Below are 21,409 nucleotides of genomic sequence, written 5' to 3'. Positions count from 1 at the left end.
GGATAGATCGATGACAACCAGTGAAGAGAGCCTGCGCGAAGCGCTGGAAGAGTTGACCAGCGCCGAGGCGTTCCTTGAGTACTTTGCCGTGCCCTACGAGCCGCGACTGGTACAGATCAACCGGCTGCACATACTGCAGCGCTTTCATGCCTACCTCGGGGCCAACCCGCTTGCCCGGGGCGAGGACGCTTTCAGCCACTACGGCCAGCAGCTGCAACGGGCCTACCGGGATTTCGTTGGCTCCAGCGCCCAGGAGCAGAAAGCCCTGCGGGTTTTCCAGCGCGACGCGCCGGGGTTCGTGTCCCTGGACGACTTTGATTGAGGAAGGAGGCACGATGTTTCCCAAGTACGAGTACGGCCAGGCGCTGCGAGTGATCCGAACCATCCGCGACGACGGCAGCTATCCGGGCAAGCAGCGGGGCGACCTTCTGATTCCCCGGGGCAGCGTCGGCCACGTGGCGGATGTGGGCACCTTTCTGCAGGATCAGATCATCTATCGGGTCCATTTTATCGAGGCCGGCATCCAGGTCGGTTGTCGGGAAACGGAGCTGATTCCGGCCGAGAGGCCCTGGATCGACACCCGTTTCGAATTCCGCCAGGCCGTGGTGGCGGCCAGGGACCTGGCTGTGAACGGCAAGGTGCGGGTGGTTGCCGGCGAGACAGGGCAGATTCTTAAGGTTATTCGAGACGCCGAGGGCGCGGCCCGCTACCAGGTGCGCTTTCCGGGGCAGACCTTTGAAGTGCGAGAGACGGCGCTGCAGGAGAGGGTGCTGGCCGAGGAGGTGTTATGACGGATCCGCTAACCGCCTACTACCGCCTGCGGGCGGCCAAGAGTTACTTCGATGCCGCCCCTGATGCACTGGATCCCCGCCAGCAGGCATGGCTTGAGGGAACCGTAGCCCGCCAGCTGGAGCTTGAGAAGCGGGTGCTAGGCAGTGAAACAGCTGCCACTGTGATTGTAAGTGATGAACGGCTGCGGGCGGCGTTGGAGGAGGTCCGGGGGCGGTTTCCCAGCGACGAGGCGTTCATGGAGGACCTGGAACGAATGGGTCTAAGCCTGCCGGCGCTGTCGAATCTGCTGGAGCGCCAGCTGAGGGTCGAGCTGGCCCTGGAGCGACAGGCGGCCTCGGTGGATCCGGTCTCGAACGTCGAAGCCCGGGCCTACTACGACGCCCACCCCGCAAGATTCCGCCGGCCCGAGCAGCGCCAGGCACGCCACATCCTGGTTACCGTCAACCCGGCCTACCCTGAGAATCAGCGCGCGGCGGTGGTTGCCCGGCTGGAGCGGATCCGTGAAGAAGTGGCTGCGGCTCCCACGCGTTTCGACACCCTGGCTCGACGCCACTCCGAGTGCCCCACGGCTTTAAAAGGCGGAGAGATGGGCTGGCTGCCCCGCGGGCAACTGTTCCCCGCCATCGATGCGGTCCTGTTTGCCCTGGACGTTGACCGTGTCAGTGCCCCCATCGAGACCGAAGTGGGGTTGCACCTGGTGCAGTGCACGGCTATTCGTCCCGAGACCCTGCGCCCCTTCGATGAAGTGGCGCCGGTGGTGATTGAGAAACTGACCGCCGCCGCCCGCCAGCAGGCCCAGCGGGACTGGATGAGGGGTTTGACATGAGCATCGATGAAGCCCAGCTGGACCGGTTGGCACGGGCGATAGCCCGAATCGGATTGAGCGAAACCGCCATGGTCGAGCTGCGTCGGCAGTTCAGCGGTCTGCGGTTAACCTTCTGCCTCGAAGACGAACTGGGGGCGGTAGTGCCTTATCGGGAGTACGCGGATTTCAATCTCTACCTGGTGATGGCCGGGGGGAATCACTGCCTGACCCTGACCCATACGCTGGACGATGTCGGTGGAGTACTGGTGGCCGAGCTTTAGCCTGCCGTTACCGTCGCAATAAACGCGAGCGCTCCGACCGCGTACGTTCGCCATATTAACGCCCCCGTTAGCCTCGCTTGAGAGAGGTCAGCTGGCTGAGAATTGTCCACGACCCGAGCTGTCTTAGTTTCTTAACATACTGTCTTAATGCATTGTATTTATGTAAATAGCCATCTAATAACGCGGATCGGTGCGGACTGCCCGGTGAGCCGTCTGCCTTGGCGAACTTCGCCAGCGGGCAGGGCGAGCCGTTGTTTGACGACACGCGTGTACGCCGTTACGCAAATCCTCAATCCCGATCCAGGCGCCTGGAGGCAGTGCCAAAATTGCCGAGTTGATAAACGGCGAGCCCATCAGCGCCAAACGAGAAGGTGTCAAAGGGCTGTGTCTCAAGCTCTTTCAGCCATTCGAGGGGCGCCACGCCGATTGTCACGTGAGGGTTGAACTTTTCTCCGGTCTGGTTCGGCACAAACGTCTCGACGTACTCGAACAATAACGAATCAAAGGGCGTGCCGGACTTATCGGGTACGAACGCGGATTGGTTGCCTCCTGGCTGCGCGTAAATATCGACGGCACCGATGATCGCCTGCTGCAATGCGTGCAGCGGCGGAGTCGGATCGACGACAAGGCCCGCGAGCCCAATTTCGCCGCTCGGAATGTGGTAAAGCCCGGTGGCTGTCATCTCGAGGCTGGCGAGATTGAATTCTGCCTTCACCGCGTTGACGGCGATCAGGACGTTAGGCAGGTCAGTCTTGGCAATGAAACGTTGAATCAGGGTGATGTGCGGCGCATGCGCTTCGTCCAGTTCGAAGCCCTCGGGCGTCTGCTCGCGCATCAGGGCATTCCATTTGGCAGCTTCTCTCATCATTTTTTGATCCGGCTGAATCAGCACGTCAATGGCGATCAGTCCGTCTTCGTCAGCCCAGAGGGAAGTCGTAGCTGTTGCCAGGACGGCCATCAGTATCACAAGAACGCGCATAGATCGTGAACGCATGGGTGTTTCTCCGCTGAAGGACTCGTTGATTATCAGTTCAGCAGATTAGCGGGATGTGTCCAGTCGGCTGTGGTGCTCGATCCCTCTCTTTATCGTCGTTTGCCACCGATGCGTCCCTTGGGGAGAGCCTGCGCGCAGGCGGGCTTCGCCTGGCTGGCACGGCCCGCTATACTCCGCTCGCCGAGTTAATTCAGAGAAATCAGGAGCGAGCATGAATTTGCCAGGCGTAACAGACGGAGCGGCAGTTAAAGTTCCGGCGGCGCGGGATGGTCAACCCGCCCTGGCCGGCGAGCTTGAGGATAGCCAAGGTTCAAGGAGGGATCACCATGGGTACGTTTGAACGCTTTTTATCGGTCTGGGTGGCGCTGGCCATTCTGGTCGGCGTCTCGGTTGGGAACACCTTCCCCGGGCTTTTCGCCCTGGTGGCGGCCCTGGAAGTGGCCCACGTCAACCTGGCGGTGGCGTTATTAATTTGGGTAATGATCTACCCGATGATGATCCAGGTGGATTTTGCCGCCATCCGCCACGTGGGTGAACGCCCAAAGGGGCTGCTGCTGACCCTCACCGTCAACTGGTTGATCAAGCCCTTCACCATGGCGGGGCTGGGCTGGCTTTTCTTCCGGGTGTTCTTTGCCGGCTGGGTCGACCCGCAGAGTGCGGGGGAGTACATCGCCGGCATGATCCTGCTGGGCGTGGCTCCCTGCACGGCGATGGTGTTTGTCTGGAGCCAGCTGACCAAGGGGGACCCCAACTACACCCTGGTCCAGGTGTCCGTGAACGACATCATCATGGTGTTCGCCTTCGCTCCCATCGCCGCGTTCCTGCTGGGGGTCAGCGACATCGAGGTGCCCTGGCAGACATTGCTGCTCTCCACGGTGCTCTACGTGGTGTTGCCGCTGATCGCCGGCGTCGTTACCCGCCGGCGCCTGGTGTCCCGGGGGGAAGGGGCGCTGGGCAATTTCGTGCACCGGCTAAAACCCTGGTCGGTGATCGGCCTGCTGGCCACCGTGGTGTTGTTGTTCGGGTTCCAGGCCGGAACCATCCTCAGCCAACCCCAAACGATTCTCCTGATCGCGGTGCCGCTGCTGGTGCAGACGTACGGAATTTTCGCCCTGGCGTATTTCTGGGCCCGCCGCTGGCAACTGCCCCATAACATCGCCGCTCCTGCGTGCCTGATCGGCACTTCCAATTTTTTTGAACTGGCGGTGGCGGTAGCCATCTCCCTGTTTGGCCTTCACTCGGGCGCCGCCCTGGCGACGGTGGTGGGGGTGTTGGTGGAGGTGCCGGTGATGCTGTCGCTGGTGGCCTTCGTCAACCGTACCAAACACTGGTTTCCGGATCAGCGGTCCACCCGTTCCTACAGCGCTGTCAACGAAGAGGTGACATCATGACCGTAAAAGTCGGCATCAACGGCTTCGGCCGTATGGGACGCCTGATCCTGCGGGCTGCCTGGGGCTGGCCCGAGTTTGAATTCGTGCGCATCAACGACCCGGGCGGTGACGCCGAGTGTTTCGCTCATTTGCTCAAGTTCGACTCGGTGCACGGGCGCTGGGAGCGGGATGTCCGGGCGGAAGCGGGGCAGTTGCTGATCGACGGGAAAGCCGTCGCCTTCACCCGTCACGACACCCTGGCCGAAGGCAACTGGTCTGACTGCGATTTGATCATCGAGGCCAGCGGCCGCTTCAGAAGCGGCGATGCACTACAGGCCTACCTGGATCAAGGGATCAAGCGAGTGGTGGTGACCGCGCCGGTGAAGGAGCCGGGGGTGTTGAACGTGGTCATGGGGGTCAACGATCACCTTTATGATCCGGCAAGGCACCCCATCGTCACCGCTGCCTCCTGCACCACCAACTGCCTAGCGCCAATGGTCAAGGTGCTTCACGAGGCTCTCGGCATTCGCCACGGCGCTTTTACGACCATTCACGACATTACCAACACCCAGAGCATTCTGGACCAACCCCACAAGGACCTGCGCCGGGCCAGGGCCTGCGGCATGTCATTAATTCCCACGACCACGGGTTCGGCCACCGCGATCATGGAGATCTACCCGGAATTGAGAGGTCGCCTGGACGGTCATGCGGTAAGGGTCCCCTTGGCCAACGCGTCCATTACCGATGCCCAGTTCGAGCTGGAGGGGGCCACCGACGCCGACGCGGTCAACGCCCTGTTCAAACGCGCCGCTGAAACGGAGTTGGCCGGTATTTTCGGCTACGACGAGCGCCCGCTGGTCTCCATCGACTACCGCAGCGACCCGCGCTCCGGCGTGTTGGATGGCGCTTTTACACGGGTGGTGAACGGCACCCTGGTCAAGCTCTACGCCTGGTACGACAACGAGATGGGGTACGCCAACCGCACCGCAGAGCTGGCGCGCAGGGTGGTTCGTGCCGGGGTGTGACAAGACAGCGGGCGCCGGGAAGTCTCGGGTCCAAGGAGCAGCGGACAACCGCCAGGATTTGCGCCAGTACCTGCTGATCACAGGGAACTACTGGGGCTTTACCCTGACCGACGGCGCCCTGCGCATGCTGGTGGTGCTGCACTTCCATCAGCTGGGATATTCCCCGTTGGCCATCGCCATGCTGTTTCTGTTTTACGAGTTTTTCGGGGTGGTGACCAACCTGCTGGGCGGCTGGCTGGGGGCGCGCATCGGCCTCAACCGCACCATGAATATCGGCCTGGCGTTGCAGGTGGTAGCGCTGTTGATGCTGACGGTTCCGGCTTCCTGGCTGTCTGTGCCTTACGTCATGGCTGCCCAGGCCCTTTCGGGCATCGCCAAGGATCTGAACAAGATGAGCGCCAAGAGCGGGGTCAAGTTGCTAGTCGGGGCAGGGCAGCAAAGCAGGCTGTACGCCTGGGTGGCGCTGCTAACCGGCTCCAAGAACGCGCTCAAGGGGGCCGGTTTCTTCCTCGGCGGCGCGCTTCTGGCGACACTGGGCTTCCGCGAGGCGCTTCTGCTCATGGCTGCCGTCCTGAGCCTGGTTTTGACGGGGTCTTTGCTGACCCTTAAAAAGGATCTGGGTAAGGCCAGTGCGAAGCCCAGGTTTCGGGAGGTTTTCTCCAAGAGCCGGGCGATCAATGTTCTCTCTGCGGCACGCTTGTTTCTGTTCGGGGCCCGGGATGTCTGGTTCGTGGTTGCGGTTCCGGTCTTTATGAGCGCCCAGTTGGGTTGGTCTCACCTCCGGGTGGGGGCGTTTCTGGCGCTCTGGATTATCGGTTACGGGCTGGTCCAGATACTGGCGCCGCGACTGACAGGCAAGGCGCGGGGAGAGGTGCCGGACGGGCGCTCTGCCTTTGTCTGGGCGGCCCCTCTGATCTTGATTCCTTTGGCAATCGCCCTGGCGCTGGGCGAATTTTGGCCGGGCACCGGAGGGGCTGGCGCCGAAAATATGCTCGTGCTCGGGCTGCTGGTGTTCGGTGCGTTCTTTGCCGTCAATTCATCGCTGCACAGTTTTCTGATTGTCTCTTACGCCAAGGAGGACGGCGTTTCCCTGGATGTCGGTTTTTATTACATGGCCAATGCCTTGGGGCGCCTGATTGGCACGTTATTGTCCGGCTGGCTGTTTCAGGCATTTGGACTGGGTGTCTGCCTGCTCGTTTCCTCGCTCTTTGTCGCCTGCGCCGCTGTCATCTCCTTGGGGTTGCCGCAACACCGAGCTCTGTAGGAGCCCGACTCACTCAGGGAGGGGGGCTTTTCTTGAGCATGAGAGAAGAGGTTAGGCATTTTAAATATCTTTTTATTCAACACCTTGACGGCAAAAAATAAATTCAATTATAACCTCGTCGCCGTTCGGGTCCGGCAGCCCCGCTCGACAACTCAACCTCCCAATGCATTAAGCTGGATGCTCTATTGAGAACCCTCATTGAACGATAGGCGTCACAGGGCTTGTTCGCCAGACCATAACAGACGTGGAGCGGTAGCAGGTGCTCCACGCGGGGGTGGCAAAAACGGGCGTGGGGGGCACGCTCCCAGTATTCCAGGCGCGCCCGGCGTTCGTTCTCTTTAATACCGCGATCGCAACAGGTAGCTTCCAGCCAGGCTTCGAATGCCAGGTTATAGCGTTCGCTATCCGGGTCGCCGGGGGCAAAAAACGCCTGCATGTTGTGGAACGAAAAGCCGGAGCCGATCACCAGCAGGTTATCGTAATCCAGTGCACGCAACGCCTGACCCATGGCCAGATGGGTCGCAGCGTCCAGCCCTTTTACCAGCGACAGCTGAACGCAGGGGATATCCGCCGCCGGGTACATCAGCTTGAGCGGTACAAAGACCCCGTGATCCAGCCCCCGCTGGCGATCGAGGCTTGCCGATATTCCCGCTTCTTGTAACGCCTGGTGGACCGCGCTCGCGAGTTCGGGGGCACCGGGACAGGGGTATTGGATGGCGTAAGACTCTGGCGGAAAACCGGAATAATCGTAGATCAGCGACGGTGACGCGGCAGCTGTAATGGTCGGCGCTGACGCTTCCCAGTGCGCGCTGATCACGAGGACTGCCGCGGGCTTGCGCAATTGCCCTGCGATCTCCTGGAGACCGCGCACCATTTCCTCGTGGCCAGGGTCCCCCAGCAAAGGGAAGGGGCCGCCCCCGTGGGGGATAAAAAGCACATCTGCGCGGCAGGTCATGGCAGTCTTTTCCTGTATTGGGCGTGAACACTGGCACGAAAACCGCCGGCACCCAAAAGCGCTCCCGGAGAAAGAGAGCGCTTGATGTCGGATCCGCTGTTCAGCCCCTTTTGTAGAACTGTTGCTGAGCGATTGCCTAGCCCAGGGCAGGCTGCCGATAACCGGTGTTACCGAGACGTTGCAGCAGCAGGTTGTCCAGCGACACCCTTCCCGCGCCTTGAAAGGTAAGCGCCAGCGTCACCGCAAACAGGGTCAGGGCATACTCGTAGCCGTTGTTAGCCATGAATAGACCATTATCGATGTGCACGGCAAACATCGCGACCAGCATGGTAACGGCAGATACCAGGGCGGCAGGGCGGGTCAATAGCCCCAGGACCAGGGCCAGGCCTCCGAAAAATTCAGCGCTCCCCGCCAACAGCGCCATCAGGTAGCCCGGGGCCAACCCGATGCTCGCCATCCACTGCCCGGTACCTTCCAGCCCATAACCGCCGAACCAGCCAAAGAGTTTCTGCGCGCCATGGGCGGCCAGGATCAGTCCCACCGGTACCCGCAGGATAAGTGCACCGTAGCCGGCGTCGGAGTGAAGCAGCTTTGTTACGTAGGTAGGAGTCATTGTCGTCACCTCGGATCATTCTTTCTTTGTTGATAGCCTCTGAAGCCGGGCTCCAGATCATGGGTTCACTGTACTATCAAAAAACCAGCGCACTAAGGCCCGGCGTGTTGCTTCATTAGCAATGAATCACTGATAATCGCTTGTAGGTTACAGAGACAGGACGACCCCATGGATCGTATCGACGCCATGCGCGCTTTTGTCGCGGTGGTCCAGGAAGGCACCTTCACCCGCGCCGCCGAACGCCTGGATACGTCACCACAACTGATCAGCAAGTACGTCTCCCAGCTTGAGCGCCACCTTGGGGTGAGGTTGCTAAACCGCACCACCCGCAAAACGCATCTCACCGAGGCCGGCGCGCGCTACCACCAGCGTGCGCAGATGGTGCTCAACGACATCGATGAGCTGGAAAATCAGCTGGGGGAGATGCAGACCCAGGCCCGGGGGGTGCTACGCATCAGTGCCCCGGTCTCCTTCGCCACCCGTCACATGGCCCCGCTGCTGAGCGCTTTCAAGCAGGCCCACCCGGAGGTGAGTATTGATCTGCAGCTGAACGACCGCAAAGTCGACATTGTGGAAGAGGGGTTTGATGTGGCGCTGCGAATCGGTCACCTGAAGAGCTCGTCATTGATCGCCAAGCGGATCGCCCCCGTGCGGGTGCTGCTGTGCGCCTCTCCGGACTACCTGGACCGGCACGGCACGCCGGAACAGCCCGAGGATCTCCGGGCGCACAGCTACCTGCGCTACAGCTACCTGGAGTTGGATAGCCGCGAGCCCTTGCACCGTGGGCTGCAGAGTCGCGGGGGAAACAATCGCGGCGATATGGTCAGCAACAACGGTGATGTGCTGGTGGAAGCCGCCATTGCGGGGGCTGGTATTGCCCTGCAACCGACCTTTATTTCAGGTCCGGCGATTCGCGAGGGCAGGCTGAAAGTCGTGCTGCCGGACTGCGAGCCCGAACCGATGGCGCTCTATGCTGTCTACGCTCATCGACAGATGCTGGCGAGCAAGGTGCGCAGCTTTATTGAATTCATCGACGGGTATTTCGGTGATCCCCCGTACTGGGATCAATTCGAATAAGCCACGCGGCCGGCGTCGAACTCACCTCGGTAAATGTTGAGACACGGCGGGGCTAACCCGCGGTTCGCCCCGCCGGCAGCTGAGTAAAAGCGGCCTTAAAGAATCAGTTTCCACCACCCTCGGGCAGATAGAAGCCCACCCCGACCACGTAATCGCCGACCCGGTGAATCCTTGAGAACTTATGCTCGACGTCGTTGCTCTTGCGATTGAGCCACTCGTATTCAACGATACCGTAGCCGATGCGCTCCGCCAATTTCAGAATTTCCTGCCCGATCGGCTTGCCGGTCGCGTCGGAGACGCCCGCAAGGCTCTGACCAACCAGGTTAGGATTGGCACCGGAGGCGAAGTACGTGCCTTTCATGTCAATCGCAAAAATATAGAGATCGCCCTGGACGAAGCCTCCGTCAGGGGCGTTGAACTGCTCGAACGCCTTTTCCGCGCCCTGGCTGCGCATCACTTCGATGGCGTTATCTAACAGCAGCTTGGCCTGACGAGAGCTTCCTCTCTCCACCGCGTTGCTGTAGCTGGCCAGGCAAAGCAGTATCAAAAGACTGATTATCTGGGCCGGTCGGTGCAATGCATTCATGCTTCTCTCCTTTGATGGGGCTGGTAAAGCGGTGCTTCGACAATGCAGCACCGCCGCGTTGGCAACAATTGAACATTCAGGCTGGTTATCTACGACTTCGGTACTGTCACGGTACGCTCAAGGTGCGCTCACCATGCCGCCCCGGTGAGCGAGAAGGGGTTTGCGCGGAGGGTAAGGAAGGAGGTGGGTAACGGGCGATGTCCGACGTAGCCGGCAAAGCGTACTACCAAGGGAGTAGTTTTTGTAAGCCAAGGTACGATTCTGGCAATGCTGTTGCTTTTCATAGACTAAGTTTGAAACCTGGGCTGCTGGAAACGGCAAGCTCTGGAAACCAAGGACGTGTTGCGGGTGGCTGGGCATTCAGGGTCGCACCTGATTCCAGGGCTCATACATCACAATCTAAAAACAAAAAGGTAGCGATATGATCTATGCAAATCCTGGCTCAGAGGGAGCCGTCGTATCTTTCCAGCAGCGTTACGGTAACTATATCGGCGGAGAGTTCGTGCCCCCGGTCGAGGGTCGTTATTTCACCAATACCACGCCGGTGACCGGTGAAGTAATCGCCGAGATCGCCCGCTCCAACGCCGCCGATATCGAAAAGGCCCTGGATGCGGCGCATGCGGCCAAGGACAGCTGGGGCCGTACTTCGGTAACGGAACGCTCCAATATCCTGCTGAAAATCGCCGATCGTATCGAGGCAAACCTGGAACTGCTGGCGGTTGCCGAAACCTGGGACAACGGCAAGTCCGTTCGCGAAACCCTGGCCGCCGACGTCCCCCTGTCTGCCGACCACTTCCGCTACTTTGCCGGCTGTATCCGTGCCCAGGAAGGGAGCGCGGCGGAAATTGACGAAACCACCGCGTCTTACCATTTCCATGAGCCCCTGGGCGTGGTCGGGCAGATCATCCCCTGGAACTTCCCCCTGCTGATGGCGGCCTGGAAGCTGGCCCCGGCCCTCGCCGCCGGTAACTGCGTGGTGCTCAAGCCGGCCGAGCAAACCCCCATGTCGATCATCAAACTGGTCGAGATCATCGGCGATCTGCTGCCCGCAGGGGTCCTCAACGTGGTCCAGGGCTACGGTGAGGAAGCAGGGCAGGCCCTGGCTTCCAACAAACGGATCGCCAAGATCGCCTTTACCGGCTCGACGCCGGTCGGCAGCCATATCCTGAAATGCGCGGCTGAAAACATCATTCCCTCGACGGTGGAGCTGGGCGGGAAGTCGCCGAACATCTACTTCGAAGACATCATGAACTATGAAGACGATTACCTGAGCAAGTGTGCCGAAGGCACCGTGCTGGCGTTCTTCAACCAGGGTGAGGTGTGCACCTGTCCCTCGCGGCTGCTGGTACAGGAGTCGATCTACACCGACTACATCCAGATGGTGGTGGAGCGGGCAGCTCAGATCAAACGTGGCAACCCCTTGGATACCGAGACCATGGTCGGCGCCCAGGCCTCCCAGGAACAGTTCGAGCGCATCATGGGCTACCTGGAGGTCGGCAGGCAGGAAGGGGCCGAGGTGCTGATGGGAGGCAAGGCGGCCGAGATCGGCGCCGAGTTCGGCGGCGGTTTCTACGTCGAACCCACCATCCTCAAGGGCGACAACTCGATGCGGGTGTTCCAGGAAGAGATCTTCGGTCCGGTGGTCAGCGTCACCACCTTCAAGGACGAGGCCGAAGCGCTGGCGATCGCCAACGACACCGAGTTTGGTCTGGGCGCTGGCGTCTGGACCCGCGATATCAATCGTGCTTACCGCATGGGACGCGGCATTCAGGCCGGCCGGGTCTGGACCAACTGCTACCACGCCTATCCCGCCCATGCCGCATTTGGCGGTTACAAGAAGTCCGGCGTTGGTCGTGAGACCCACAAGATGATGCTGGATCACTACCAGCAGACCAAGAACCTGCTGGTCAGCTACAGCACCAGTCCGCTTGGTTTCTTCTGAAGCCTTTCAGGTCCGCCTGCCCGGTGGGCGGACCTGTCCGTTTTCACCTCAAGCTTTATTTAGACCAGACCCTGTGGAAACGCGATGCGTATCCTGAAACTCGTGGATAGTTGCCACACCCGAGCCTGACGAAGGCTCGGTTTTTTTCTTTTCTACCCCGTCTTTTCCTCTCGGCCAAGTCCCCGTAAACAGGGGGGGTTCCCGGGGTCGTTCAACCGCCAGAGTCTGCAAGGTGCAGGGCATGGCTCATCAGCGCCCGCAGCTTCGCCGGCTTGACCGGCTTGTTGAGACAAAACAAACCCCGGGATTTAAACAGCATACGCAGCTCGTCGCTACGGTCAGCGGTGATCATGATGGCCGGGGGAGCGTGGGGCGAGTGGCGGCGGTTAAGCTCCTCGATCACCTCGACCCCGGTCTGGCCCTGATCCAGGTGGTAATCCGCCAGGATAATGTCCGGGGGCGCTTCCGTGAAAGCGGTTTGGGCCTGCTGCGCACTCTCCACCCCCTTGACCACGCAGCCCCATTGCTCAAGCAGCGCGGCCATGCCCATTCGAATCGTCTCCTCGTTTTCGATGACCAGCACGCTAACTCCGCTTAGCTCGGCACCCACCGCCATCGGGGCCGGTTGGCTGAGTAAATTCCCCGCAAATTTCCGGCTGATCGGAACCCGGATAGAAAAACAGGAGCCCCGTCCCGGCGTTGAACGCACCTCGATGGGGTGTTCGAGCATCAGGGCGATACGCTCGACGATGGCCAAGCCGAGCCCAACCCCTTTGTCTCTGCTGGCCGCCGAGCGGGCATTGCCTTGGCCGGGATTGAGCTGGTGGAACTCCCGGAAAATTTCCTGGCGCTGCTCTTTCGGGATACCCGGCCCGGTATCGAGCACCTGAAACTCCAGGTGGTCGCCGCGACGCCGGCAACCGAACAGGATTCGTCCGTGTTCGGTATAGCGGATGGCGTTGCTGATAAAGTTGCGCAGAATACGGGCCAGCAGCCGGGAATCGCTGATAACCGTCGTGCGGCTGGGTATCGCTGCGAAGCGCAGACCCGCCTTGTACGCAAGCGGTTCAGCCTCTGATGCCAACGCGCTGATCAAATCGGCGGCATTGAACGCGCTCAGTTCCGCGGTGACCGCATTGGCGTCGAGCTTGGCGATGTCGAGCAAGTCGGTGAGCAGGGCTTCGGCCCCTTCGAGCGCCACGTGAGTGCGTTCAACCAGCCTCCGGTTTTCCGGCGCCAGGGGTTTGCCCTGCAGGGCCGAAATCAACAGGCGAGCGGCATTAAGCGGCTGCAACAGGTCGTGGCTGGCAGCGGCCAGGTACTTGTCCTTGCTGGCATTGGCCGCTTCCGCATCCTGCTTGGCCATCTGTAACGCAGCCTCAATCTTGGCGCGCTCCTTGATTTCAAGCCGCAGATGGCGGTTGACCTCGCTCAGCTCCCGGGTCCGCTCCTCCACGCGCTGTTCCAGCTGGATGTTCAGCTGATTGAGCTCGGCCTCCGCCTGTTTGCGAGCGGTGATATCCTGGACAAAAGCCTCGATGAGTCCCTGTTCCCGGTTTTTCAGCAACACATTGGTCGAGATGCTGACCGAGCTGCCGTCACGGGTCTGCAATTGGGTCTCAAAGCCGACTTTCTGTCCGTCCCGCGTCAGCAGCTTGAGCAGATTGCGGTAGTCATCGGGATAAAACAGCTGCTCGCCGATATGGCGGATCTGCTGAAACTGCGCGACCGAATCATAGCCGCAGATCCGGGCGATGGCAGGGTTGGCCTCGGTGACCGGCCCGTCGATCCGGGCCTGGAAAATGCCATGCAGCGCGTTCTCAAACAGCCACTCGTAGCGCTCCTTCTCCTGCTCCAGCTCCCGGATCTTACTCAATAGTTCCGGGTAATAACTCTTGCGGGCCGAAAAGTCACCCAACCCAATCAAGTTTTGGAGCAGTGACTGGTCGTCAGTGGACTGCTGCTTTATATCCTTGGCTTTTTTATCAGAAGCCGGGAGGGGGGCGTTGTGCGGATCAGAGCGCTTCCTCATACACCACCTCGACATCGCGCGTGTTGGACTTTCGCGGGTTGGTGAGGATGCAGGGGTCTTTTAGGGCCTGCTTCGAGAGCACCGGGATGTCGCTGCTGCAGACCCCGGCTTCCTTCAGGCGCTGGGTCAACCCGACCTCGGTTTTCAGACCGTGGACCGATTGCAGCAAGCGTTGCTTGATGGCGTTGTGCGCCATACCGCGGGTGTCGATGCCAAGGGTATCGGCCACCACCTTGAACTTCTCCTCGGCGGCCGCGTAATTAAAGTCAATCACGTGCTCAAGCAGGATCGCATTGCAGAGTCCGTGGGGCAGGTCGAGGTAGCCTCCGAGGCTGTGGGACATGGCGTGAACCGCCCCGAGGATGGCATTGGAAAACGCTAGGCCGGCTTTCATGCTGCCGAGCATCACGGCTTCACGCAGCGCCAGATCCTGCGGATTGGCGACCAGCTCCGCCAAATTGGCCGATACCAGCTTGATCGCCTCCAGTGCGTGCATGTCGGTCAGCGGTCCGCTGGCGGTCGACACGTAGGCCTCGATCGCATGCACCAGGGCATCAACCCCCGTGCAGGCGGTGAGAAACGGGTCCATGGTGATCGTGGTCTCGGGGTCGATCAGCGAGACATCCGGCACCACGGCTTTACTGATTATCGAAATTTTACTGCGGGAGACTTGGTCCGAGATGATCGCGAACTGGGAGACATCCGCCGAAGTGCCGGCGGTGGTTGGAATAAAGATCAACGGTGGGATCGGGGCATGGATCTGGTCGACGCCCTCAAAGCTGAGGATATGGCCGCGGTTGGCGCTGACGATACCGATGCCCTTGGCGCAGTCCATGGGGCTGCCGCCGCCGACGGCGACGATAACGTTGCAGCCTTCCTGCTGGTAGAGGGCCGCTCCGCGCATGACCTCTTCGCTACGGGGGTTGGGACTGACATCGGTATAGAGGCGGTAGTCGATATCCAGCTCCTGCAAGCTGGCTTCAACATCGGCGACCCAGCCTGCCGCCAGCACTCCCGGGTCAGAGACGATCAATACCCGTTGCGCGCCGAAGGTACGGGCGTAATTGCCAACGGTCTTGCGGGCGCCGACCCCGAAGATGATTTCCGGCGAGACGAACTTACGCAGGTTCGCGATAGGACTGCTATTGGTCATCGGGCGTTACTTATTATTAGTCTTAGATTTTCCTTCGAATATATCAGACTTTAACCGTTTTACCCGTTAGCCGAGAGTCGTAGGGAAGATGGCGAGTCCGCAAACCGCTCGTTCATCGCGTAAGCGGGCTTTACCGGGGGCGCGCAGGAAGACCAGAGAGCCTTGGCGCCAGCGGTTGCGGGCCCTCAGCGGGAACAGGCGTCGGAGAGGACGTACGCTGTTTACGGCGTTGCAACGCGGCGACGCACTGGCCCGGATCGTGGAGGATGATCACGCACTCAAGGCATTGGATGCACTCGTCATAGTCGACGCTTCCGTCGCGCCTGATCGCGCCGATGCCGCACCGGTGCCGACAGCGTTGACAGGGCGCGCCGCACAAGTCGATTCGATCGAGCCAGCTGAAGCGCCGCAGCCGGCCGATGATCGCAAGCCCTGCGCCCAGAGGGCAGAGGTAGCGGCAATAGAACTTGTGTACAAACAGGCCCAGCGCCAGCAGCGCCAAGGCATAGAGTACGAAAGGCCAGTACCGGTCAAAACCCAGGGTGATGCTGGTTTTGAACGGCTCCACCTCGGCCAGGCGCTCGGCCAGACTCAGGGAGGCGAACGCGGTCGACACCAGACCGACCAGCAGCAGGTATTTCAACCAAAGTCCCCGGCGATGCCAGCGTGGGCTGATCCGCCACTGCCGGATTTTCAACTTCGCGGCCAGCCAGGAGAGCATCTCCTGCAGGGCGCCAAAGGGGCAAAGCCAGCCGCAGTAGAGACCCCGCCCCCAGAGAAAAAGGCTGATAAAGGTGTAGCTCCAGAGAATAAAAATCACCGGGTCGAGCAGGAAAAGGGTAATGTCAAACCCCTCGTACAGGGCCAGCAGCAGCGTGTAAATGTTGACCACGGACAGCTGCCCCTGGGCGTAGAAACCGATAAACAACAGGGTAAAGGTCAGGAACATCCAACGCGTCCGGGTCAGCCAGGCTCCCATCGTTACCCACCGGCGCTGGCCGACAAACAACGTGGTCAAAAGCCCCAGCGAGGCCAGAAGGATGGCGACCTGCCACCACCGGTCCTGCCAGATCGTCAGCCAGATTGGGGACTTGGCCGCGGGAACCGACGCTTGCTCGACGAGTTCGAACAGCTGCGGGGGGAACTGAAACGCATGGGAAAAACTGGCGATGTCCCGGACCAGGTGATTTCGGGACAGCTCCACGTTGAGCCTCAATTCGCTGCCGGCGGCGGGGTTGAAGCCCGCAAGCCCCTTTATCCTGAACAGGTGTACCCGCTCCATCTCCGGCAAGCCTTCGAGCTCGAGCAACTGCCCCTCGTCCAGGGCGTTAAGATCCCTCAACTCGATGGCCAGATCCTGCTGTGCCAGCCCGAGCCGCTCTGAAACTGAGCCGGGCTTGAAGTCGTCGGCGCTATGCAGGTACGGGCCGCGGGACCAGACGGCAATAACCTGGTCGCCCTTGCCAAGGCTTTGCATCAGGCTTTGGTAAGCGCCGTCTCCCAACACGTTGCGGCCGATTATCGGTGCGTTCAGATAGCTGAAATAGAGCTCGCTGAACAGCTGCGTGCTCAACTCGCCGTCCCCGCTGCTTTGATTGAACGGGGCGTAGCTGTCCAGGGCCTGTCCCAGGGCACGCTCAACGGCGGGACGCTCCAATTGCCAGCGCTGAAGATAATCCCGCTCGAACAGTTGCAAAGGGGTCAGGGGTTCATAGAACGTCTCCCGGACCCGCGCAGCCGGGGGCAGTGCGAAGCTCTCCAGTTTGGAGCGCGCCACTTGCAGCGCAGTGGAGAGGATCGTGTCATTGATGATGATGACCGACACCGTCGCCTTGGTGACGCCGTCGATGTGCACGGTTCCGCTATTTACGCCGGGCGCGCGCGGCTTATGACCCAGCACGAAGCTCTCGGTTAAGGAGTGGCCCGCGTATTGGGAAACAAAATCTAGTAATGGCTGCGGTCCCAGTCCGTGGAGGAAGACCGGTTCATGGTGATCCAGGACCTTTACGCCGCTGAAACGGCCTTCGGCATCCAGCCCGATCATCAACTTGATGGGCTTGCCGGCAAATCCCGGCAGGTCGCTGAGATCAGTCGATTCGTAGGCATAACCGAGCAGCTGCTGCAGCTGATACACCGGGTAGACCGGGAAATCGCTGAGCTTGGCGCCGATTCGGGTGGCCTTGGGGAATAGCTGCTGGATGATGGCCTCAGGACCGTTACTCCGGGCTGAAACAGCATGAAGGTTCCCCGCCACGATCAGTAGCGCCGTCAAGAGCAGCGATTTGAAGCCCGATGAAAGCCTGATGGCGCACCCCGCGATGGCGTTTTTGGATACTCAGCCGATGTTAAGCACTGCGGGCAGCGCAACAATCCTACTTCTGAGCCAGATAGCTACGACTAAGGTGCCAACGGACAATATGCCGTGGGGCGGCCTCTGGCACTGGAGGCAAGCAGGCGGTCGCAAAAGGCGCGGAGGCGGATGGATGACCGAGTACGTCCGCCTCCTGAAACACCCCCTGCTTAGGTCGCTGGGAAAGGGGTCGGAAGTACTATTTCTGCGCAATCTGGCGCTCCCTAAAATGGCTTCATGTAAACGAATCCGTTGGGGGTCGAGGTGCTAACCGCCAAATCCAATCCTGCCCAAGCCGTGCATCAACCGGTCGTCACCAGCGTCAGTCACGATGCCGATGTCGAGGCGGCCGCCGCGACACTTTACCGGGAGCTGGCGGTAAAGCCCCTGAGCCTGGTGCTTTTCTTCTGCGCGACACACTACGACCTGGATGATCTATCCAGTGCCCTGCGACGCCGTTTCGGCAACATCCCCCTGGTGGGCTGCACCACGGCAGGGGAAATCTGTGAATCGGGTTACACCAGTGGCAGCATCACCGCTATCGGTTTCGACGCGCGCTATTTTGCGATCGAGACCGCCCTGTTCCGGGATCTGGCCGATTTCAGTTTTTCCGATGCCCAGGCGCTGGTGCACGGTGTGCTGGATGGGTGCAAGGCCAAGCAGGTCGCCCCCATCAAGGGACACTCATTTGCCCTGGCGCTGCTTGACGGGCTCTCGGTTCGGGAAGAGCAGTTGCTTAATGTGCTCAGCGCCCATCTGGGCAGCGTGCCGCTGCTCGGCGGCTCGGCGGGGGATGACCTGCACTTCAGGGATACCCACGTTTACTACGAGGGGCAGTTTCATTCGGATGCCGCGATTCTGGTGCTGGTAAATACCCGCTGCAGCTTCGAGGTGTTCAGCATCGATCACCTGCAGGCGACACAGGACAAGCTGGTGGTGACTGCGGCCGACAGCGCCACTCGCCGGGTGCTGGAGCTTAATGCGATGCCTGCCGCACAGGAATATGCGCAGGCCCTGAACCTTAGCGTGGAGCAGCTGGACTCCAGCGTCTTTGCCCTCAACCCCCTGGCCGTGAAAGTCGGCGAGCGATACTTTTCAAGGGCCATCCAGAAGGTCAACCCGGATTTGAGCCTGACGTTTTACTGCGCTGTTGAGACCGGCATCGTGCTGACGCGGGCGCGCTGTGGTGACTTGGTCCAGGGGTTGGAACACTTGTTCAAGGGCATTCGCAGCAAAATCGGCAAGCCCAGCCTGGTGATCGGTTACGACTGCATATTTCGGCGTCTCGAATCCGACCAACGGCAGCTGAACCTGCCCATATCCCGGGTGCTGTGCGAAAACCGGGTCATCGGATTCAACACTTACGGCGAGCAATACGACGGTTTGCACCTCAACCAGACTTTCACCGGTGTCGCTATCGGGGGAGGCGTTCGCAATGGTTGAGTTGCTCAAGGCCGAGGCCGAGAGCCCGCCGCTGTCGGAGCAGGGGGCGGTCTCGGAATCTTCGTCGCAGGCGCAGTTGCAACGGCAGCTTAGCCAGTTGCGGGCGGAAAACCAGAAGCTGCGTAAGATCAACAGCGCGTTGATGGAGCGGGTCGAGTCCGGGGTCAACCAACAGGAAGGAGCCTACGGTCACTTCGAGCATGCGGTATTTCTGGCCGAACAGGTGCGCGAGCGCACCCATGCGCTGAACTGCGCCCTGGCTGAGGTGAAGCAGAGCAACCAGGCGCTCAAACAGGCCAGCGCCGAAGCGGGGCGGGCCCACCGGAATCTGCAGGAAGCGATCGAAAGCATTTCCGACGCCTTTGTTCTTTACGGCAGGGACCGGCGCTTGCTGCTGGCCAACTCCAACTTTCTCAAGTTCTGGCAAGCCTCCGGCGTGGAAATTCGCCCCGGGGTCCATATCGACGAAATCATGGCCCTGGCCAAGAGCAAGCGCCTGATCGAGCGGTACTACAGCGACGGCCTCGCCGCCAGCGGCACGCCGCTGGGCGATGGAAAGGTATTTCGAATGCGCAGTGGCAGCTGGCTGCAGGTCAGCCAGCGGGACACCGGTGACGGCGGCCTGGTGGTGCTCTACAAGGACATCACCGCATTGATCGAGAATGAACGAGCGGTTCGCGAGCGCGCCTTGGCTCATAAATCCAAGGTGTTGCAGCACACCCTGGACAACCTGTCGCAAAGTGTTGTGCTGGTTAACCAACATAACCAGCTCGAGGCCTGGAACAGCCATTTCTGCGACCTGACGGGGGTGGACAGTGACCGGCTTCGCCCGGGTGACGCCTTTGATCGGGTCATGGCCGACACCGAAGTCTGCGCTTTAACCCCCGATGCCCGGGCCTGCCTGCAGCACGAGCAATACTTGAGTGATGGCCGTATCTTGGAGATCTGCAGCCACGCGCTGCCCAGTGGCGGGTTCGTCAACACCTACACCGATATCAGCGAACGCAGTCGGGCGGTGGCCGCGCTGGCCGCCAGCGAAAGGCGTATCCGTCTGATCACCGATGCCGTCCCTGCATTGATCGCCTTTGTTGATCGGGAACTGACCTTCACCTTTACCAACCGGGCGTATGAAAACTGGTATGGCTGGGGGCGTGAAGAGATTTTTGGTCGAAGGCTCGACGAAGTGGTGCCGGAGGAGCGGCTGCAACAACTGCTGCCGTTCGTCCGCCAGGCCCTGACAGGGCAGCGGGTCTCTTTCGAGATTGACGAGCAAACCCATGACGGGCAAAGCCGTCATGTCATCAAGAGCTACGTCCCCCAGGTCGACCCCCAAGGCGAGGTACACGGCTTTTACGTGCTGGTCCAAGACATCACCGAACAGCGTCGCAATGCGGACGCCCTGGAACAGTCCCACCAGAACCTGGAACACCGGGTTGAGGAACGGACCGCCGAGTTGACCGCAGTGAATCGGCGCCTGGTCCGGGAAATTGACGAGCGCAGGCAGGTGGAAGCCCGTTTGATCGAAGCGCGCAGGGAGGCGGAGCAGGCCAACTATTCAAAAACCAAATTTCTGGCCGCCGCCAGCCACGATTTGCTGCAGCCGATGAACGCCGGCCGCCTGTTCGCGGCGTCATTGCTGGAGCACCCGCTAGGAGAAAAAACCCGGGGGCTGGTCCAGTCCTTGAACTACTCGCTAGAGGACGTGGAGAGTCTGTTGGCGGCGCTGGTGGACATCTCCAAGCTGGACGCCGGCGTAGTAAAACCGGATATCACCGCGTTCAGTGCCAACCGCCTGCTTGCAAACCTGGCCAATGAATTCCAGACCCTGGCCGGGCAGGGTGCGCTGCGTTTTAGCTGGGTTCCCTCCAGCGCCAGCATTGCCACTGACAGTCAGCTGTTGGCCCGCATCCTGCGAAACTTTCTGAGCAATGCCCTGCGGTATACCCCCGAAGGCCGGGTGACCCTCGGGTGTCGACGCCAAGCCGGTGGTCTGTTGATTCAGGTCTGGGATACGGGGATCGGTATCGCCGAGGATAAGCTCGGGGAAATCTTCCAGGAGTTTAACCGGGTGCAGCAAAACAACTCCGCCAAGGACCGGGGTTTGGGCTTGGGCTTGGCTATCGTGGATAAGGTCTCCCGCATCCTCGACCACCCGGTGATTGTCCGCTCGACGCCTGGCAAGGGGTCCTGTTTCTCTGTGCTGGTACCCTACGGAGCGGCGTCCCCGGAGCCTGCCGGTGCGTTCGCCGCCGCGCAGACCCCGCTTCAGCGGCTCTGCAACCAGCGCCTCGAGGGCAGTCGGGTGCTGGTAATCGACAATGAACAGTCTATTTGCGAAGCGATGCGCTTGTTGCTCGAGGGCTGGGGCTGCCGCGTGACCACGGCGCTGAGCTACCCCGACCTGTGTCGCCAGCTCGCAGAAAAGGAGGGTACGTTTGATCTGGTGGTGGTTGATTACCACCTGGACGATCAGCGCACCGGCCTGGAAGCCGTCAGGCGAATGCGCACCGAGCTGGCCATTGACGCCCCTGTGCTGATGATCACCGCCAACTACAGTAACGATCTGAAACAGCAGGTGCGAGCCCTGGGTTACCAGCTGATGAATAAGCCGGTGCGCCCGGCCCGGCTAAAAACAACGCTTGAGCACCTGCTGCAAAAAGGCAAGGACTCCGATAGGCACCCGGGCCGTTAACGGGTTTTGGCTGAACCTTCTGCCGGCCGGGTCTA

18 protein-coding genes are annotated in these 21,409 nt (G+C 60.6%); 11 read left to right on the top strand and 7 right to left on the bottom strand.

Annotation, left to right across the window (positions count from 1 at the left end; translation table 11 throughout):
• Window positions 1-10 precede the first annotated feature (10 nt).
• From nifW to JGZ97_RS03495, 4 genes are read left to right on the top strand one after another with little or no spacing between them, the layout of a single operon-like run.
• Entirely contained in the window at window positions 11-322 is a 312-nt protein-coding gene (nifW, locus tag JGZ97_RS03510; RefSeq protein ID WP_207061205.1) for a nitrogenase-stabilizing/protective protein NifW, read from the top strand.
• Between the two features lie 13 nt (window positions 323-335).
• The gene (locus JGZ97_RS03505) at window positions 336-791 is read left to right on the top strand and encodes a nitrogen fixation protein NifZ (protein ID WP_207061204.1); all 456 of its coding nucleotides are present in this window, start codon (window positions 336-338) and stop codon (window positions 789-791) included.
• Window positions 788-1,618: a nitrogen fixation protein NifM gene (gene nifM, locus JGZ97_RS03500; protein WP_207061203.1), complete on the top strand. Its 831-nt coding sequence runs from the start codon at window positions 788-790 to the stop codon at window positions 1,616-1,618. Before JGZ97_RS03505 ends, nifM begins: the two co-directional genes overlap by 4 nt.
• Complete coding sequence (locus tag JGZ97_RS03495) at window positions 1,615-1,878, top strand: hypothetical protein (RefSeq protein WP_207061202.1); 264 nt, start codon at window positions 1,615-1,617, stop codon at window positions 1,876-1,878. Before nifM ends, JGZ97_RS03495 begins: the two co-directional genes overlap by 4 nt.
• 289 nt (window positions 1,879-2,167) lie before the next feature.
• On the opposite strand, the gene JGZ97_RS03490 is transcribed toward JGZ97_RS03495, so the two are convergent.
• Window positions 2,168-2,872: a 2'-5' RNA ligase family protein gene (locus tag JGZ97_RS03490; protein WP_207061201.1), complete on the bottom strand. Its 705-nt coding sequence runs from the start codon at window positions 2,870-2,872 to the stop codon at window positions 2,168-2,170.
• A 326-nt stretch (window positions 2,873-3,198) separates the two neighbouring features.
• On the opposite strand from JGZ97_RS03490, the gene arsB reads away from it, so the two are divergent.
• The 3 genes from arsB to arsJ are packed head-to-tail and all read left to right on the top strand — an operon-like array spanning window position 3,199 to window position 6,531.
• Entirely contained in the window at window positions 3,199-4,263 is a 1,065-nt protein-coding gene (gene arsB, locus JGZ97_RS03485) for an ACR3 family arsenite efflux transporter (RefSeq protein ID WP_207061200.1), read from the top strand.
• Window positions 4,260-5,267 carry an ArsJ-associated glyceraldehyde-3-phosphate dehydrogenase gene (locus JGZ97_RS03480; RefSeq protein WP_207061199.1) on the top strand — a complete coding sequence of 336 codons (1,008 nt, stop codon included), beginning with the start codon at window positions 4,260-4,262 and terminating at the stop codon, window positions 5,265-5,267. Before arsB ends, JGZ97_RS03480 begins: the two co-directional genes overlap by 4 nt.
• A 58-nt stretch (window positions 5,268-5,325) precedes the next feature.
• On the top strand, window positions 5,326-6,531 hold the full coding sequence (gene arsJ / locus JGZ97_RS03475) for an organoarsenical effux MFS transporter ArsJ (protein WP_207061198.1): 1,206 nt from the start codon (window positions 5,326-5,328) through the stop codon (window positions 6,529-6,531).
• A 103-nt stretch (window positions 6,532-6,634) separates the two neighbouring features.
• Here the strand turns inward: arsJ and JGZ97_RS03470 are convergent, their stop codons facing one another.
• Window positions 6,635-7,486 (bottom strand): class III extradiol ring-cleavage dioxygenase, encoded by an 852-nt coding sequence (locus tag JGZ97_RS03470; protein WP_207061197.1) that lies wholly within the window; start codon window positions 7,484-7,486, stop codon window positions 6,635-6,637.
• A 136-nt stretch (window positions 7,487-7,622) separates the two neighbouring features.
• On the bottom strand, window positions 7,623-8,099 hold the full coding sequence (locus JGZ97_RS03465) for a DoxX family protein (protein ID WP_207061196.1): 477 nt from the start codon (window positions 8,097-8,099) through the stop codon (window positions 7,623-7,625).
• 168 nt (window positions 8,100-8,267) lie between these two features.
• Here JGZ97_RS03465 and JGZ97_RS03460 point away from each other — a divergent pair, with 168 nt between their 5' ends.
• Complete coding sequence (locus tag JGZ97_RS03460) at window positions 8,268-9,176, top strand: LysR family transcriptional regulator (RefSeq protein ID WP_207061195.1); 909 nt, start codon at window positions 8,268-8,270, stop codon at window positions 9,174-9,176.
• A gap of 103 nt (window positions 9,177-9,279) precedes the next feature.
• Here JGZ97_RS03460 and JGZ97_RS03455 read toward each other — a convergent pair whose 3' ends face one another.
• On the bottom strand, window positions 9,280-9,762 hold the full coding sequence (locus JGZ97_RS03455; protein WP_207061194.1) for a cache domain-containing protein: 483 nt from the start codon (window positions 9,760-9,762) through the stop codon (window positions 9,280-9,282).
• A 421-nt stretch (window positions 9,763-10,183) separates the two neighbouring features.
• Here JGZ97_RS03455 and JGZ97_RS03450 point away from each other — a divergent pair, with 421 nt between their 5' ends.
• The gene (locus JGZ97_RS03450; protein WP_207061193.1) at window positions 10,184-11,704 is read left to right on the top strand and encodes an aldehyde dehydrogenase family protein; all 1,521 of its coding nucleotides are present in this window, start codon (window positions 10,184-10,186) and stop codon (window positions 11,702-11,704) included.
• Window positions 11,705-11,915: 211 nt separating this feature from the next.
• On the opposite strand, the gene JGZ97_RS03445 is transcribed toward JGZ97_RS03450, so the two are convergent.
• From JGZ97_RS03445 to JGZ97_RS03435, 3 genes are all read right to left on the bottom strand, one after another.
• The gene (locus tag JGZ97_RS03445) at window positions 11,916-13,580 is read right to left on the bottom strand and encodes a NahK/ErcS family hybrid sensor histidine kinase/response regulator (RefSeq protein WP_242521503.1); all 1,665 of its coding nucleotides are present in this window, start codon (window positions 13,578-13,580) and stop codon (window positions 11,916-11,918) included.
• A 139-nt stretch (window positions 13,581-13,719) separates the two neighbouring features.
• Window positions 13,720-14,889 (bottom strand): alcohol dehydrogenase-like regulatory protein ErcA, encoded by a 1,170-nt coding sequence (gene ercA / locus JGZ97_RS03440; RefSeq protein ID WP_207061191.1) that lies wholly within the window; start codon window positions 14,887-14,889, stop codon window positions 13,720-13,722.
• Window positions 14,890-15,019: 130 nt separating this feature from the next.
• Window positions 15,020-17,143: a 4Fe-4S binding protein gene (locus JGZ97_RS03435; protein ID WP_207061190.1), complete on the bottom strand. Its 2,124-nt coding sequence runs from the start codon at window positions 17,141-17,143 to the stop codon at window positions 15,020-15,022.
• 360 nt (window positions 17,144-17,503) lie between these two features.
• On the opposite strand from JGZ97_RS03435, the gene nosP reads away from it, so the two are divergent.
• Window positions 17,504-18,682: a nitric oxide-sensing protein NosP gene (gene nosP, locus JGZ97_RS03430; RefSeq protein WP_370583988.1), complete on the top strand. Its 1,179-nt coding sequence runs from the start codon at window positions 17,504-17,506 to the stop codon at window positions 18,680-18,682.
• Entirely contained in the window at window positions 18,675-21,374 is a 2,700-nt protein-coding gene (locus JGZ97_RS03425; protein WP_207061189.1) for a NahK/ErcS family hybrid sensor histidine kinase/response regulator, read from the top strand. The genes nosP and JGZ97_RS03425 overlap by 8 nt, the downstream gene beginning before the upstream one ends.
• Window positions 21,375-21,409: the final 35 nt, after the last annotated feature.

Origin of the sequence: Motiliproteus sp. SC1-56 (genome assembly GCF_017309075.1) — a bacterium.
GTDB lineage: Bacteria > Pseudomonadota > Gammaproteobacteria > Pseudomonadales > Balneatricaceae > Motiliproteus.
Note: the sequence above shows the minus strand (reverse complement) of the source record. Positions and strands in the feature narration are given on the sequence as shown.